Raw genomic sequence first — 16,394 nt, forward strand, 5'->3', positions numbered from 1 at the left:
GTGAATACGAGCGCCATTTCAAGATTCGGCGGTCACCATCTATCTGGCGGACGGCTGCAATGCCGAGAGCGCAATTGCGAGCCATCCCGCGATCAGCAGCGTGCCGCCGATGGGTGCCGCAAACGGAAAAAGCCGCGAGCCGACGAAGTCGCGCGCAAGGAGGTCGCCGCTGAACAGGATGAGCCCGGCAAGCAGGACGAGGCATCCTGCGCGCAGAATGCGATTTGCGCTCAACAAGCCTGCGGCAAGGAAGACCGGTGAATGCATGAGCAGGAAAGATGCTGCGGTGCCGATGAAGGCGCCGCCGCGATGTGACGCTGCAGCGGAAAGCACAACACCGGCCGCGCCGCATAATCCCGCGGCCGAAACAAGAACTCGGCTCATATCGATTCGTCTCCAACTGATCGTTGATTGCGGCGTGCCTGGGCCAGCCAGTTGTAGGCAGCGCCGATTGCCATGAGTACGCAGGTGCCGAGGAATACGGCCTGCATGCCGAAGTGGCCTCCCACGAACCCGCCGAGCAGCGGGCCGGCAACCTGTCCGGCATATTGGGCAGAAATCGAGTAGCCAAGCACATTGCCGCCAACGTGATCGGGCACGTTGTGGCGGATGACGCTGGTGATCGACGGCAGGAGGGCGCCCAGCGCCAGCCCCATGAGAAAGCGCAAGGCCACCAGTTGCCAGCTTTCGGTGACGAAGGCTTGTGGAACGAGCAGTAGCGCGGAGACGGCAAGCGCCGCCGTGACGACATTCCAGTGGCCGACGCGATCCCCAAGCCGGCCAAGCCGGGAGGCAGAGACGATGCTGCCTAGCGCCGCTGCGGACATCACGACACCGGCAACAAGCGTCACGCGGGCTTGGTCTTTGACCAGTTGCGCCACATAGACCGCGATGATCGGCTCGATCGACATGTTGGCGAACATCAGCAGCATGCCCGTGACCAGCATGGCAATGACCGGGCGCTTGTCGGGGATGGCCTGCCATGCGCCTTCCTGTTTCGACTTCGTTTTCGTTGAGGCGTGCGACCCCTCCTTGATGAGGAAGCTGGTCGCAAGGAAGGCAAGGAAGATGATGCCGCCGGATAAAAGAAAGGTGGCACGAATGCCGATCAGCGGCGGCAGCCCGCCACCGATCAGGGGGCCGACAAGATTGCCTCCCATTATGCCGGCCGACAGGATGCCGAGCGCCCAGCCGGAGCGGTGCCTCGGCGTCTGCATGGCAACCAGGATTGTCGAGCCGGAAGAGTAGCCGCCGGCAAAGCCGATCATCAAGCGCAACACCACGAGTTGCTCCACGCTCTGCACCATGCCCATCAAGGACATGCAGACAGCCATGCCGAGGCTGGCGCGCACCAGCATCAGCTTGCGGCCGTAGCGGTCGCCGAGTCGACCCCACAAGGGCGCGACAAGGGCCGCGGCCAGAAAGGTCGCGGCATAGGCTATGCCGGACCACTGGACGATGGCGGCGTGGCCTTCAGCGCCCAGTTCCTCGATATAAAGTGGCAGGAACGGCAGCAACAGCGTCATCGCCACGATTGTGGTGAACGAGCCAAGGAAGCAGACGGCGAGATTTCGCCGCCAGTGGATGTTTATCGCGTCGTCAGTCGCACCGGTAGCGGTCGTCACAGGAAACTGGTCTCAGCTTCTCGGGCTGGTTCGGTCCAGAACCAAATCCGCTTCGCCGAAGCTCCTGTGGGCGGTGGCTTGCTGATGCCAGTATGGGTAGATCACCGGCGGCAGGCTGACGGCATCAAGCCGCTTGCGCTCGTCCTCGCTCAGCGCAAGGCTGGCTGCCGCGATATTGTCCTTGAACTGGGCCTCGTTGCGTCCACCGATGACAAGCGTCGACACAGCAGGGCGGCCAAGCAGCCAAGCAAGCGCAATCTGTGCAGAAGACACGTTGCGTTCTTTGGCAATTGAATTGAGCGCATCGACAATGCGCCAAAGCCGGTCTTCGTCGCGGATCGGCGGCTCGTGCCAGCCGGACAATTGCCGCGCCGTTTCCTGGTCGCGGCTGTATTTGCCTGAAAGCAGGCCGCCGGCCAGCGGGCTCCACACCATGACGCCGAGTCCCTGGTCGACCGAGACTGGCAGCAACTCGTATTCCGCCTCACGCGCTTCGAGCGTGTAATGAATCTGTTGAGTTATGAAACGCGGATGGTTGTGCCGCTCGGCAATGCCGAGCGCCTTCATGATGTGCCAGCCGGAAAAATTGGAGCAGCCGACATAGCGGACCTTGCCTTGCGCGACCAGCGCATCAAGCGCGGCCATCGTCTCTTCAAGCGGCGTGCGCCCATCCCACTCGTGCAGGAAATAGATGTCGATCACATCGGTGTTGAGTCGTTTCAGGCTGCGTTCGCATTCGCGGATCAGATGATGGCGCGAAAGACCTTCGTCATTCGGGCCAGGCCCGACCTTCATGCGCGCCTTGGAGGCGATCAGCACGTCGTTCTTGCGCTTGCCGCCCAGCACTTCGCCGATAATCTCTTCCGACATTCCGTTGGAATAGACGTTGGCCGTGTCGATCAGGTTGATGCCCGCGTCGAGGCAGAGGTCGATCAGACGGCGGGCGTCGGCAACATCGGTCTTGCCGACTGCAGCGAATTTGCCGGCGCCGCCGAAGGTCATGGTCCCCATGGTGAGGGTCGAAACTTTCAGGCCGGAGCGGCCGAGATAGCGGTATTCCATGTCAAATTTCCCGACTGGTTCGCGGTGGCCGGTTGTACAGGCAAAATCTGCTGTCGACCAAACCGGCTACTGGCCAGCATATCATATCCCGATATGAAGGCCCGAACACAAACCTGTCAGGATTGCCGCTATTTCTTCAACATCTGTGCAACCGTCGGCGCGAAATAGGTGAAGATGCCGTCGCAGCCCGCCCGCTTGAGGGCAAGCAGGCTTTCCAGCATCGCCCGGTCGCCGTCGATCCAGCCGTTGGCAGCCGCCGCCTTGATCATCGAATATTCGCCTGACACCTGGTAGGCGAAGGTCGGCATCGCGAACTGGTCCTTTAGCAGGCGCACGATGTCGAGATAGGGCAGGCCGGGCTTGACCATGATCATGTCGGCACCTTCGACGATGTCCTGCTCGGCCTCGCGTATGGCCTCGGCTGAATTTGCGGCGTTGATGTAGTAGGTCTTCTTGTCGCCCTGGAGCAGGCCGGCGGTGCCGATCGCGTCGCGATAAGGCCCGTAAAAGGCGGAATCGAACTTGGTCGCATAGGACATGATGGCGACGTCCTGGAAACCGTTGGCGTCGAGCGCCGCGCGGATCACTCCGATGCGGCCGTCCATCATATCCGATGGTGCAATGATGTCCGAGCCTGCCGCAGCCTGCAGCACGGCTGCTGCAGTGATCTGCTCGACGCTCTCGTCATTCACGATGATGCCGTCGCGCAGGATGCCGTCATGGCCGTGGCTGGTGAACGGATCGAGCGCGGCATCGGTGATGACGCCGATCTCTGGCACCGCCGCCTTGATCGCGCGCGTTGTGCGGTTGATGAGGTTGTCCGGGTCGAGGATTTGCGAACCTGTCTCGTCGCGCAGGCTGAGGTCGACCTTGGGAAAAGTGGCGATGGCCGGAATGCCGAGTTTGGCGGCACGCTCTGCTTCCTTGACCGCAATATCGGGCGAATAGCGGAACACGCCGGGCATCGCTTCGATCGGCTGGCGCACATTGGCGCCTTCCACGATGAACATCGGCCAGATCAAATCATCGACGGTGAGGTGGTTTTCCTGAACCAGGCGTCGCGACCAGGGGGCCTTGCGCATGCGCCTCAGCCGCCGCGAGTTGGTGGTTTCGTCTACGCTCATTGCGCCTGCCGCTTTGGTGGGTGCGAACCTGTTCATGTCTAAACTCCGCTCGAGCGACGCCGATTTCGCCCGGGTCTTTCGTCTATGCCACCAAAACGGAAAAACGGTCGAGGCTATTCCCGTGTTGGTGCTCCGCAACGGCTTTTAGCATGATGGCTGCCGCGGACCAATGCGACATCGTTGTGCCGGCATTGACGCGTCCGTGCGCCACCCTTAGCAGTTTCATTGAATTGCAGTTGATGGGGAATCTTTGCATATGGATTTTGGCGGCGGCGATGAAATCCGTTTGGAGATCGAGGGGCAGGCAGGCGTCGTCACGCTGAACCGGCCCAAGGCCCTCAATGCCGTCACACACCAGATGGTGAACGCGCTCGCCAATGCCTTGGAGGCGTGGCAGGACGACGACCGCGTTAAGCTGGTCCTGATCCGGGGCGAGGGCAGGGCGTTTTCTGCCGGCGGCGACATTCTCCAGGTCTACGAGGCGGGCAGGGCCGGAAAGCTGCCTGTCGATTTTTTCGCCGACGAATATCGTCTGAACGCCCTGATAGCGCGTTTCGCAAAGCCGTATGTCGCGCTCATCGACGGGATCGTCATGGGCGGCGGGTTCGGCGTGTCCTTTCACGGCTCGTATCGCGTCTTGACCGAGAATGCCGTCTTCGCCATGCCGGAAGTGGGCATCGGCTTTTTCCCCGACGTCGGAGGCAGCCACATCCTGCCACGCCTTGCCGACAGTTTCGGCATGTATCTCGGCCTGACCGGCAACCGCATCAGGTATGGCGATGCGCTGGCTTCGGGGCTTGCAACGCACACGGTCAAGGCTGAGGATCAGGGCGAAATCGTCAAGGCTCTGGTGGTCGGAGACGATCCGGACGAGGTGCTGGCCCGTTTTCATGTGCGGGTGCCTGGCGAAACGGATGCCGAGACGCTCAAGGCCATCCATTGCCATTTCTCGGCTGGTTCGTTGGAAGCGGTTCTCGGCAGCCTCGATCGGGCAGGGCCATTGGATGAATTCGCAGCAAAGACACTGGCAACGATGCTGTCGCGCTCTCCCACCAGCCTGAAGGTGGCCTGGCGCCAGATCGGGGCGGGAGGCGAACTGTCGATGGATGAATGCATGCGCATGGAGTTCCGTATTCTCAACCGCATGCTTGCCGGGCACGACTTCTACGAAGGCATCCGCGCCGCCCTCATCGACAAGGGATCGAAGCCTGTCTGGCAACCGGCAAGCCTGGACGCGGTCGGCGATGCCGAGATCGATGCCTATTTCGCTTCGCTCGGCGATCGGGAACTGATTCTGTGATCGACCCCGTTTCGAAACGGGCGGCACTTCAGCCGACGACAGCGGAAGTCGCCTTCACGTGGTTCATGCGTATTGTTGGTGCTTATTGCCTGCTGTTCGGTGTCCTGTACTGGATCCGGTTGATCGGCTTTTATCCGGGATCGCTGTTCCGTTTCGACCTGATGCCGGTCCACTGGCAGGTCGCGGCTTCCGCGCTTGCAGTTCTGTTTCCGATCGCTGCGGCCGGACTGTGGATGCTTGCGTCCTGGGCCCCGGTGATCTGGTTTTTGTGTGCCGCGGCCGAGAGCGCGATGTATGTCGGCTTTCCGCAGTATTTCGGCGCGCGGCCGCTGATCGTATTCTCTCATGCCGCCGTGGCGCTGCTCTATCTTGCGCTCAGGTTGGTTATGCACCTGCAAAAGCGGCAAGCATCCCACTAGGTCCCCTGCCCACTCGTTCAGTAAACGTTTAGGTTAACTTTCAGAATTGACGTGACCATTCATTAAGCCTCTTAGCGACCTGTTACTGGTAAGCTCTTGTTAGCCTTGGCGTTTAAGTCGAATTTTATGAGTATTCGATAGTGTCGCAATCAAGGTGAGAAAAACAAAAAAATCACCGGGCGACAAACGAGAGGCAAAGACAATGAACAACCCGCGTCCTGCGGCGAAGTCCGCAAACGTATCCGACGACCGCCGCGAGGCGATCCGTTCGCTCTACATGGAATCGCTCCAGCTCGTCGAGCGGTTGCACCGCCGCCTTCTTGACGTCATCAAGGATGAATTCGACCGCAACGGCCGTTCCGATATCAACGCCATCCAGGCGCTGCTTTTGTTCAACATCGGCAATGCGGAACTGACGGCCGGCGAGTTGCGCTCGCGTGGCTACTATCTGGGATCGAACGTTTCCTACAACCTGAAGAAACTGGTCGACCTCGGCTTCATCAACCATCAGCGTTCGCGCATCGACCGCCGGTCGGTCCGTGTCAGCCTGACGGACAAGGGTGCCGAAGTCGCGGAGGTCGTGGCGGGCCTCTATGAGCGCCACATCGGTTCCATCGAACATGTGGGCGGCATCAATACCGACGAGTTCAAGCAGATGAACCGCGCGCTGCAGCGCCTCGACAGGTTCTGGAACGACACCATCGCCTATCGCATGTAACAGATTGGTGCGCCTGCGGGCGAACGCCTTTCCGTCCAACGGGGCCGGTGCAGAAAAAGCACTGGCCCCTTGTTTGTGCCTGGGGGCAGGGGCGGAATGAGCGCTGCGCCACGTTGCCGCCATATTCAAATGAAAGCGAAGGGTGATCAAAGTCGGGGCGGGAATGCCTTGGACCGACTGGAACCCGTTTCGGCGCGGCGCGTTTTTGTCGTCGACGTGATGCCGGTATGGTTGGCGAATTGTTAAGGTCGGCCAACCTAGAGTGCCGGGCCGTATCGCCTGAACATTGACTGGAAGAATGTCTGGAACACCCATGAAGACCAGCCGCCGTTTGTTTCTGTCCGGAGCGTCCGCGCTCGCAGCATCCATGATTGCTGGCGGGGCCAGTGCGCAGAACGCCGTCGACGATATCCTCAAGGCCGCGGGGCGCGGCAACTGGGACGATACATTCGATGCGCGAGCCAGCGGCCGCGGCAAGGTGGCCTCGACGCTGCCCATCTTCAGCCCGCAGACGATTGCCTATAGCGAACAGGCCATTGCGCAGTATCAGGGGATCGTGTCGCGGGGTGGCTGGGAACAGGTGCCGGCAACGAAGAAGCTGAAACTCGGCGTCATCGATCCGGATGTCGTGCCGCTACGCAGGCGGCTGATGGTCTCGGGCGATCTTCCACAGAGCGCTGGGCTGTCGGAATCGTTCGATTCTTACGTCGATGCGGCGGTCAAGCGCTTTCAGGCGCGCCACGGTCTTCCTGAAGACGGCGTTCTCGGCAAATATTCCTATCTGGCGATGAACATCGCCGCGCAGACCCGGCTAGGGCAGTTGGAAACCAATCTTGGCCGTCTGCGGGAAAAAGCCGGCACGCTCGGTGATCGCTACGTTTTGGTCAACATCCCTGCCGCTCAGATCGAGGCGGTGGAGAACGGGCGCGTCGTGCTGCGCCACACGGCAATCGTCGGCAAGATCGACCGCCAGACGCCGATCGTCAATTCCAGGATCAACGAGATCATCGTCAATCCGTACTGGACTTCGCCGGTGTCCATCGTGCGCAAGGATATCATTCCCTTGATGCGCAAGGATCCCAACTACCTCAAGGACAGCAATATTCGCATGTTCGCTCCCGACGGCAGCGAGGTCGACCCGCTGAACGTCGACTGGTCAACGGAAGAAGCAGCCAAGTATCGCTTCCGCCAGGACCCCGGCAGCAACAATGCCATGGCTTCGGTCAAGATCAATTTCCCGAGCCCGGACGGCGTCTACATGCACGACACGCCGCAGCAAAGCCTGTTCAACAAGCTCATGCGGTTCGATTCTTCCGGCTGCGTGCGCGTCCAGAACGTGCGCGACCTGGTGACCTGGATCCTGCGCGACACCCCCGGCTGGGATCGCCAGCATTTCGAGGCTGCCATCAAGGCGGGCGAGAACCAGCCGGTTGCCGTGACCAATCCAGTGCCCGTGCATTTCCTGTATGTTTCCGCATGGTCAACCGGCGATGGTGTCGTGCAATTCCGCGACGACGTCTATGGCTGGGACGGCGTCGACGAATTGCAGATCACGTCCGCGCTGTAGGACCGAACGACTTGACGAATTCGGAAAGGCCGCTCCGCAGGGCGGCCTTTTTGTTGCCAGTGGCGTCTTGCCGCATTTGCGCCAGCAAATTTCGTTCGCTGTACGTGGCGACCGTTGGGCAAGTATGTTAATGGCGCGCCCAGACCTCTGGACGCAAGGAAGTTTCACGCCATGACAACACAGTCGGCCCCCTCCAACCACTTCAATTCTTTCTTCGAAACACCCCTTGCCGAGGTCGATCCCGAGATTTTCGGCTCGATCCGCAACGAACTTGGTCGCCAACGCCACGAGATCGAATTGATCGCCTCGGAAAACATCGTCTCGCGCGCCGTTCTGGAGGCGCAGGGCTCGATCATGACCAACAAATATGCCGAAGGCTATCCGGGCAAACGCTACTATGGTGGCTGTCAGTTCGTGGACGTCGCTGAAGAACTGGCGATCGAACGTGCCAAGAAGCTGTTCGGATGCAATTTCGCCAATGTGCAGCCGAACTCGGGCAGCCAGATGAACCAGGCCGTATTCCTGGCGCTGCTGCAGCCGGGCGACACCTTCATGGGCCTCGACCTCAATTCGGGTGGGCATCTGACACACGGTTCGCCCGTCAACATGAGTGGCAAGTGGTTCAAGGTCGTCTCCTACGGCGTGCGCCAGGACGACCATCTGCTCGACATGGACGCCATCGAGAAGCAGGCGCATGAAACGAAGCCGAAGCTGATCCTGGCTGGCGGCACCGCCTATTCGCGCGTATGGGACTGGAAGCGGTTCCGCGAGATCGCCGATGCGGTCGGCGCTTACCTGATGGTGGACATGGCCCACATTGCAGGCCTCGTTGCCGGCGGTGTTCATCCTTCACCGCTTCCGCATGCCCACGTCGTCACAACCACCACGCACAAGTCGCTGCGCGGCCCGCGCGGCGGCATGATCCTGTGCAACGACGAAGCCATCGCCAAGAAGATGAATTCGGCAGTGTTTCCCGGCCTGCAGGGCGGCCCGTTGATGCACGTCATCGCCGCCAAGGCCGTGGCGCTGGGCGAAGCGTTGAAGCCGGATTTCAAGCTTTATGCGCAAAACGTCGCGGCCAACGCCAAGATACTGGCCGCTGGCCTGAAGGAGACGGGCCTCGACATCGTTTCCGGCGGCACCGACAACCATCTGATGCTGGTAGACCTGCGCCCCAAGAACGCCACCGGCAAGCGTGCCGAACAGGCGCTGGGCCGCGCCAACATCACCTGCAACAAGAACGGCATTCCCTTCGACCCGGAAAAGCCGTTCGTCACGTCGGGCGTTCGCCTCGGCACGCCGGCCGGCACCACGCGCGGTTTCGGCGAGGCCGAATTCCGTGAAATCGGCCATCTGATTGCCGAGGTTCTGGATGGGCTGAAGGCCGCTAATTCCGACGAAGGCAACGCTGCCGTGGAAGCAGCCGTCAAGAAGAAGGTCGTGGCGCTGACCGACCGTTTCCCGATGTATCCATATCTGGGCTGATCGCCGGCATAGAAATTTCTGCGCGGCCTCGCTATCTCCTGATGGCGAGGCCGTCTGCATGTTTGCACTCGCGCAGAAAGGCTTTAAGCCTTCTCCTTGATCAGAATCGCGAGGCAACATCGACTATGCGCTGCCCTTATTGCCAGTCCGAAGATACCCAGGTGAAGGATTCGCGGCCCGCCGAAGAAGGGTCCGCCATCCGCAGGCGACGCGTATGCCCCGACTGTGGCGGCCGTTTCACGACTTTCGAGCGGGTGCAGCTTCGCGATCTCGTTGTGGTCAAGAAATCGGGCCGCAAGGTGCCCTTCGACCGTGACAAACTGCTGCGCTCCGTGGAGATCGCGGTGCGCAAGCGCAATGTCGATCCTGAGCGCATCGACCGCGCCGTAACCGGCATCGTGCGTCAGCTGGAAAGTTCGGGCGAAACCGAAATCCCTTCCGCGGAGGTTGGCAGGTTGGTCATGGACGCGCTCAAGTCGCTCGATGACGTTGCCTATGTGCGCTTCGCCTCGGTCTACCGCAATTTTCGCGAAGCCAAGGATTTCCACGATGTGCTCGGCGAATTGAAAGGCGACGAGGACGGCGCCTGAGTTATGGATGAGCCGGGTGTGACCGCGCAGGAACGGCAGGACCGTCGCTATATGGCAGCGGCGCTGCGGTTGTCGCGGCGCAATGCCGGCCGTACCTCTACCAACCCCGCAGTCGGAACGATCATCGTGCGTGACGACGGCGCCGGACCTATGATTGTCGGCACCGGGATCACGGCGATCGGAGGGCGCCCCCACGCCGAGACGGAAGCGCTCGCTCAGGCCGGTGAACTGGCGCGTGGGGCCACGGCCTATGTGACGCTCGAGCCGTGCGCCCATCATGGTCGCACCCCGCCCTGCGCTAGTGCCCTGGTCACTGCCGGAATAGCGCGTGTGGTCGGTGCCGCCAGCGACCCGGATACGCGCGTCTCCGGCAAGGGCTACGCGATCCTGCGTGAGGCCGGTATCGAGGTGATCGAACGCCTGCTCTCGGCCGAGGCTTCGGAGCAGATGGCCGGTTACCTGATTCGATCATTGAACAAGAGGCCTGAAGTCATTCTAAAGATTGCGATTTCAGCAGATAGAAAAATCGGAACCGTAGGGCAGGGGCAGATTGCCATTACCGGTGAAGCGGCACGGCGCGAAGTGCACCTGATGCGGGCTGAGGCCGACGCGGTCCTGATCGGCATTGGCACCGCGATGGAGGATGACCCTGCGCTCACAGTGCGTCTGCCCGGTTTGGAGAACCGTTCGCCCGCCCGTATCGTGCTCGACCGTGAGATCCGCTTGCCGGAATCCTCCAAACTGGTTGCCGGAGCCGATCGGATACCGCTTTATATCGCGGCGGATCCCTTGGCGGATCAGCACAAGAAGGCAGCGCTCGAGCGCCGAGGCGTCCGCTTCATCGGCACGGAAGCTTATGGCGGCCGCATTGCCCTGCCGGAGTTGATGGAGGATTTGGCCGCTCTGGGTATGGCCAGCGTCCTGGTCGAGGGTGGTGCTGCGGTCGCGCGTGCTTTTCTCGACGATGGCCTTGTCGATCGCATCGTGCTGTTTCACGGTCCTGGCGAGATCGGGCCGGCCGGTATTGCGACGCCGATCGATCCTGACCATATACCGCCTGGCTTCCGCAAGCTGCGCGAGATGCGACTTGGCGAAGACAGTTATGCCGAGTGGGCGAGGGATTTTTGATGTTTACGGGTATCGTCACCGATGTCGGCACGGTCGCTGCGGTCAAGCCGTTGAAGGAGGGGGTTGGGCTTCGCATCGATACGGCTTACGACCCCGAAACCATAGCTATCGGCGCTTCAATTGCCTGTGCTGGCGTATGCCTCACCGTCACGGCGCTGCCGGAAAAGAACGCCAATGCCCGCTGGTTCGAAGTCGAGGCCTGGGAGGAGGCGTTGCGGCTTACGACGGCATCGGATTGGCAGGCCGGCAGCCGCATCAATCTGGAGCGTGCGCTCAAGATCGGTGACGAATTGGGCGGCCACATCGTTTCCGGCCATATCGACGGCATGGCCGATATCGTGGCACGTCGGGACGAGGGCGATGCGGTGCGCTTGACCCTCGAAGCGCCGCGCGCGCTTGCGAAGTTCATCGCGCCGAAAGGGTCGGTTGCACTGGATGGCACCTCGCTCACCGTCAACAAGGTGGAGGGCCAGCGCTTCGACGTGCTGTTGATCCAACACTCTCTGGCCGTCACGACATGGGGAGAACGCAAGGTCGGCGACCGCGTCAACTTCGAGGTCGACACCATGGCCCGCTACGCCGCACGCCTTGTCGAGGCATCCGCGCAGGGACTGTAACAGCAACTTCGCATGATTGCCCGATTGGCCTGCTCTAAGGCTTGCGGTCGGTCGCGCTTCGGCCTAATTGACCGGCTCCTCCGGAGACGCAAGAACATGGCCAAGGACAAGAAACTCAAGCTTCTGATCGTCGAAGCACGCTTCTATGACGATCTGGCGGATGCGCTGCTGGACGGCACCAAGGCGGCGCTCGATGAGGCTGGCGCAAAATATGACGTGGTCACCGTCCCCGGCGCGTTGGAAATCCCGGCCGTCATCTCGTTTGCGCTCGATGCGGAAGCTGAGGGCGGCAAGGGCTATGACGGCTATGTGGCTCTTGGCACGGTGATCCGCGGCGAGACGCATCATTTCGACATCGTCGCCAACGAATCGGCACGTGCACTGATGGACCTTTCAGTGCAGGAATCGATTTGTGTCGGCAACGGCATCCTGACGACAGAGAACGATGAACAGGCCTGGGCGCGCGCCAAGCGCTCCGAAGGTGACAAGGGCGGTTTTGCCGCGCGGGCGGCCCTGACCATGATTTCCCTTCGCAAGCAATTCGGAGCCTGAACCAAGTGACTGATCCAATGGGCAGCAACCAGCCGCCGGTAAGACAAGCCAACAAGCGTGGAGCGGCCCGCCTTGCGGCCGTGCAGGCGCTGTATCAGATGGATGTCGCCGGCAGCGGGCTCCTTGAGATCACGGCGGAATACGAAGCCTTTAGGCTCGGCAAGGAAGTCGACGGCGCGCTCTACCGCGAGGCCGACGCGCAATGGTTTCGCGGCATACTGGCCGGCGTCGTTGAAAACCAGAAGACGCTCGACCCGATCATCCGCCAGGCGCTCACCGAAGATTGGCCGCTGTCGCGCCTCGATTCCACGCTGCGGGCAATCCTGCGGGCAGGCACCTACGAATTGATGCGGCGCGAAGAAGTTCCGGTTGCCGTCATCGTCTCGGAATATATCGACATTGCCAAAGCGTTCTATGATGAGGACGAGCCAAAGCTCGTCAACGCGGTATTGGATCGCGTGTCGCGCCGTGTGCGCGGCGAGGGACGGGGCAAAGGTAAGGACATTTCATGACGATAGGGCATGCTGAAGCCGCGCAAGAAGCACGGCGTACAGCGCTAATCCTGTCCGCGGCGCAGGCAATCATCGGGTCGGCCGGGCCGATCTGCTTCGCGCTGGGTGCACTCGCCGGGCACCATATGCTGGGCGCCGACAAGTCGCTGGCGACAGCGCCGCTCACCGGGTTCAACGTCGGCGTTGCGTTGGGCGCGCTGCCCGCGGCGGCGATCATTCGCAAACTCGGCCAGCGCGACGGCTTCCTGACCGGCACCGGCATCACCGCATTGGGCGGGTTGGCGGCTACCATCGCGCTGTTCCAGTCCAGTTTCTGGGGGTTTGCCTTCGGATTACTGTTGGTCGGCATCGGCGGGTCTTTCGTGCAGCAGTTTCGCTTCGCGGCAGCCGACAACGCTCCGCCTGAATTCAAGGCGCGCGCCATCTCTTTCGTTCTTGCCGGTGGAGTGGTCACCGCTGTACTCGGTCCGCAGGTCGTCATTTTCACCAAGGACCTATTGGCGCCAGTGATGTTCGCCGGTGCGTTCGCCGCCCTTATCGTGCTGTCCGCGATTGGCGGGGCGATCCTGATGTTCCTGCGCGCCAAGCCTGCGGTCAAAGCAGCGCAAACCAGCACCGGGTCCGGCCGGTCGCTCCGCGAAATCGTCACCCAGCCACGTTTCGCAATTGCTTTGCTGTGCGCGGTCGGGTCCTACGCCCTCATGACCTTCGTCATGACGGGCGCGCCGCTTGCCATGGTCGGTTGCGGTTTCACTTCGGACGAAGCGACGCTCGGCATTTCGTGGCACGTGATGGCGATGTTCGCACCCAGCTTCTTCACCGGCAGGCTGATCCACCGCTTCGGCGCGCCGACCATCGTTGCCGTCGGTTTTGCGTTGTTGATCGGCTGCGGGCTGGTCGCCTTGTCGGGCATTCAGCTCTGGCAATTCTGGACTGCGCTGATCCTGCTCGGCCTTGGCTGGAACTTCGGTTTCATCGGCTCGACGGCAATCGTGGCCGAATGCTACCGGTCCGAAGAGAAGGGCAAGGCGCAGGGTTTCCACGACTTCGTCCTGTTCTCCAGCGTGGCTTTTGCCTCGCTGATGTCGGGTGCGGTCTACAATGCATGGGGCTGGAACATGCTGGCCTGGATCGTGTTGCCCGTGGCTGTACTTTGTCTGGTGCTTCTCGGCATGCTTCAACTGACTGGACAGCGGCAGGCGGCTTAGCTCCTCGATCCTTGGCCCGACTCGTCGGGCCGATTTCAATCGATCAAATCGGCTGGCGGTATGGCCAGCCGTACCGTCCTGTTATCCTTTAGGGCGAAAACGGGGCAAAAACCGAACAATATCTTGACGTTCGTTACCCTGTTTCGCATAAGCCGCTGCGAACGATCGGATTCCGCAATCGGTTCCGGTTTCGTATCCATCGGCCTGGAGAGGGGTTTTTCGGGCCATCATTCGAGGAAAATCTGGCAATGACCATACTATACGTCGTCATCGCCTGCGGTCTGCTCTCTGTCCTATACGCCATTTGGGCGACACAGTCGGTGCTTGCTGCCGACCAGGGCAATGCACGCATGCAGGAAATCTCCGCAGCCATTCGCGAAGGTGCCCAGGCCTATCTGGCGCGCCAGTACACCACCATCGCCATTGTCGGTGTTGTCGTGTTTCTTCTGGCTTGGTGGCTGCTCTCGGCCGTCGCCGCATTCGGTTTCCTGATCGGCGCCGTTTTGTCCGGTGCTGCCGGCTTCATCGGCATGCATGTCTCGGTTCGCGCCAATGTGCGCACCGCCCAGGCTGCTTCGAAAAGCCTTGCTGCCGGCCTCGACATCGCCTTCAAGTCCGGTGCGATCACAGGCATGCTGGTCGCCGGCCTCGCGCTGCTCGGTGTGTCAGTCTACTATTGGGTCCTCACCGGTCCCCTCGGCCACGCACCCGCCAGCCGTGAAGTTGTCGACTCGCTCGTCGCGCTCGGCTTCGGCGCATCGCTGATCTCGATCTTTGCCCGTCTCGGCGGCGGCATCTTCACCAAGGGTGCGGACGTTGGCGGCGACCTCGTCGGCAAAGTCGAGGCAGGCATTCCAGAGGATGATCCGCGCAACCCGGCAACCATTGCCGACAACGTTGGCGACAACGTCGGCGACTGCGCCGGCATGGCCGCCGACCTGTTCGAGACCTATGCCGTGACGGTTGTCGCGACCATGGTTCTGGCCGCCATCTTCTTCGGCACCGCCCCGAATCTGGCTGAGATGATGCTTTATCCGCTCGCCATCTGCGGTGTCTGCATCATCACCTCCATCGTCGGCACCTTCTTCGTCAAGCTCGGCTCTAACGGCTCGATCATGGGCGCGCTTTACAAGGGTCTGATCGTCACCGGCATCCTGTCGATTGGCGGTCTTGCCATCGCCAACCAGTTCACCATCGGCTGGGGCGATGTGGGCACCGCCAACGGCATGACGCTGACCGGCACCAACCTGTTCGCCTGCGGCCTGATCGGTCTTGTGGTGACGGCGCTGATCGTTGTGATCACCGAGTACTACACCGGCACCAACAAGCGCCCGGTCAACTCGATTGCCCAGGCCTCGGTCACCGGCCATGGCACCAACGTCATCCAGGGCCTCGCGGTCTCGCTGGAATCGACGGCGCTGCCAGCCATCGTCATCGTCGGCGGCATCATCTCCACCTACCAACTGGCTGGTCTCTTCGGTACGGCGATCGCCGTCACCACCATGCTCGGCCTTGCCGGCATGATCGTGGCCCTCGACGCTTTCGGCCCTGTCACCGACAATGCCGGCGGCATTGCCGAAATGGCGGGCCTGCCGAAGGAAGTGCGTCACTCCACCGATGCGCTTGACGCGGTCGGCAACACCACCAAGGCGGTGACCAAGGGCTACGCGATCGGCTCGGCCGGTCTAGGTGCGCTGGTGCTGTTTGCGGCTTATTCCAACGACCTGCAGTACTTCGCGGCGAATGGCGCGCAGTATCCTTACTTCGCCGATCTCGGCACCGTGTCGTTCGACCTGTCGAACCCGTATGTCGTCGCCGGCCTGATCTTCGGCGGCCTGATCCCGTACCTGTTCGGCGGCATTGCCATGACGGCGGTGGGTCGTGCAGCCGGTTCCATCGTCGAGGAAGTGCGCAAGCAGTTCCGCGAAGATCCGGGCATCATGCAGGGTACTTCCAAGCCGAACTATGCCCGCGCGGTCGATATCCTGACCAAGGCGGCGATCAAGGAAATGATCATTCCTTCGCTGCTGCCGGTACTTGCTCCGCTAGTCGTTTATTACGGCGTCCTGCTGATCTCGGGTTCGAAGGCTTCCGCCTTTGCTGCGCTCGGTGCTTCTCTGCTCGGCGTTATCGTCAACGGCCTGTTCGTTGCCATCTCGATGACGTCGGGCGGCGGTGCGTGGGACAACGCGAAGAAGTCGTTCGAAGACGGTTTCACCGACAAGGACGGCGTCAAGCACCTCAAGGGTTCCGAGGCTCACAAGGCTTCGGTGACGGGCGACACAGTCGGCGATCCCTACAAGGACACCGCTGGCCCGGCCGTCAACCCGGCAATTAAGATCACCAACATCGTGGCGCTTCTGCTGCTGGCGGTTCTCGCCCACAGCTAAAGGCAATTCCCGGCAAGAGGGGAAGCTGCGACAAGAATGACAAAACCCGCGGGAGCAGTCCCGCGGGTTTTTCTTTGCCAGTCAGGCCTCGATGGTT

Annotated in this window: 16 protein-coding genes; 12 read left to right on the forward strand and 4 right to left on the reverse strand. The window is 61.4% G+C overall.

Translation table 11 applies throughout. From position 1 onward, the window contains the following. Window positions 1-39: 39 nt before the first annotated feature. The 4 genes from ASD64_RS05315 to hemB form a co-directional block, all read right to left on the reverse strand. On the reverse strand, window positions 40-384 hold the full coding sequence (locus ASD64_RS05315; protein WP_056101837.1) for a DUF423 domain-containing protein: 345 nt from the start codon (window positions 382-384) through the stop codon (window positions 40-42). Then, window positions 381-1,625, reverse strand: coding sequence for an MFS transporter (locus tag ASD64_RS05320; protein WP_056101839.1), 1,245 nt, complete (start codon window positions 1,623-1,625; stop codon window positions 381-383). The genes ASD64_RS05315 and ASD64_RS05320 overlap by 4 nt, the downstream gene beginning before the upstream one ends. A 12-nt stretch (window positions 1,626-1,637) precedes the next feature. Further along, entirely contained in the window at window positions 1,638-2,687 is a 1,050-nt protein-coding gene (locus ASD64_RS05325) for an aldo/keto reductase (protein WP_056101842.1), read from the reverse strand. Between the two features lie 128 nt (window positions 2,688-2,815). After that, entirely contained in the window at window positions 2,816-3,847 is a 1,032-nt protein-coding gene (gene hemB / locus ASD64_RS05330; RefSeq protein ID WP_056101844.1) for a porphobilinogen synthase, read from the reverse strand. A 220-nt stretch (window positions 3,848-4,067) separates the two neighbouring features. Between hemB and ASD64_RS05335 the strand changes: the two genes are divergently transcribed. The 12 genes from ASD64_RS05335 (at window position 4,068) to ASD64_RS05390 (ending at window position 16,297) form a co-directional block, all read left to right on the forward strand. Next, the gene (locus tag ASD64_RS05335; protein WP_056101848.1) at window positions 4,068-5,111 is read left to right on the forward strand and encodes an enoyl-CoA hydratase/isomerase family protein; all 1,044 of its coding nucleotides are present in this window, start codon (window positions 4,068-4,070) and stop codon (window positions 5,109-5,111) included. Next, complete coding sequence (locus ASD64_RS05340) at window positions 5,108-5,530, forward strand: DUF6163 family protein (protein WP_056101850.1); 423 nt, start codon at window positions 5,108-5,110, stop codon at window positions 5,528-5,530. Before ASD64_RS05335 ends, ASD64_RS05340 begins: the two co-directional genes overlap by 4 nt. A 202-nt stretch (window positions 5,531-5,732) precedes the next feature. Beyond that, window positions 5,733-6,248 (forward strand): transcriptional regulator LdtR, encoded by a 516-nt coding sequence (gene ldtR, locus ASD64_RS05345; protein WP_056101852.1) that lies wholly within the window; start codon window positions 5,733-5,735, stop codon window positions 6,246-6,248. Window positions 6,249-6,561: 313 nt separating this feature from the next. Further along, on the forward strand, window positions 6,562-7,815 hold the full coding sequence (locus ASD64_RS05350) for a L,D-transpeptidase family protein (RefSeq protein WP_056101855.1): 1,254 nt from the start codon (window positions 6,562-6,564) through the stop codon (window positions 7,813-7,815). Between the two features lie 171 nt (window positions 7,816-7,986). Beyond that, entirely contained in the window at window positions 7,987-9,300 is a 1,314-nt protein-coding gene (gene glyA, locus ASD64_RS05355) for a serine hydroxymethyltransferase (protein WP_056101857.1), read from the forward strand. 125 nt (window positions 9,301-9,425) lie between these two features. Further along, on the forward strand, window positions 9,426-9,890 hold the full coding sequence (nrdR, locus tag ASD64_RS05360) for a transcriptional regulator NrdR (RefSeq protein ID WP_056101860.1): 465 nt from the start codon (window positions 9,426-9,428) through the stop codon (window positions 9,888-9,890). Between the two features lie 3 nt (window positions 9,891-9,893). Beyond that, window positions 9,894-11,018 (forward strand): bifunctional diaminohydroxyphosphoribosylaminopyrimidine deaminase/5-amino-6-(5-phosphoribosylamino)uracil reductase RibD, encoded by a 1,125-nt coding sequence (gene ribD / locus ASD64_RS05365; protein ID WP_056101864.1) that lies wholly within the window; start codon window positions 9,894-9,896, stop codon window positions 11,016-11,018. Then, window positions 11,018-11,635, forward strand: coding sequence for a riboflavin synthase (locus ASD64_RS05370; RefSeq protein WP_056101867.1), 618 nt, complete (start codon window positions 11,018-11,020; stop codon window positions 11,633-11,635). The genes ribD and ASD64_RS05370 overlap by 1 nt, the downstream gene beginning before the upstream one ends. Before the next feature lie 96 nt (window positions 11,636-11,731). Beyond that, a complete protein-coding gene (locus tag ASD64_RS05375; RefSeq protein WP_056101869.1) occupies window positions 11,732-12,187 on the forward strand; it encodes a 6,7-dimethyl-8-ribityllumazine synthase in 456 nt (151 codons plus the stop codon). A gap of 17 nt (window positions 12,188-12,204) precedes the next feature. Beyond that, complete coding sequence (gene nusB / locus ASD64_RS05380; protein ID WP_413813580.1) at window positions 12,205-12,699, forward strand: transcription antitermination factor NusB; 495 nt, start codon at window positions 12,205-12,207, stop codon at window positions 12,697-12,699. Then, on the forward strand, window positions 12,696-13,907 hold the full coding sequence (locus ASD64_RS05385) for an MFS transporter (RefSeq protein ID WP_056101874.1): 1,212 nt from the start codon (window positions 12,696-12,698) through the stop codon (window positions 13,905-13,907). The genes nusB and ASD64_RS05385 overlap by 4 nt, the downstream gene beginning before the upstream one ends. A 248-nt stretch (window positions 13,908-14,155) precedes the next feature. After that, a complete protein-coding gene (locus tag ASD64_RS05390; protein WP_056101877.1) occupies window positions 14,156-16,297 on the forward strand; it encodes a sodium-translocating pyrophosphatase in 2,142 nt (713 codons plus the stop codon). The last annotated feature ends 97 nt before the right edge of the window (window positions 16,298-16,394 follow it).

This window comes from Mesorhizobium sp. Root157, from assembly GCF_001427385.1.
Taxonomy (GTDB): Bacteria; Pseudomonadota; Alphaproteobacteria; order Rhizobiales; family Rhizobiaceae; genus Mesorhizobium.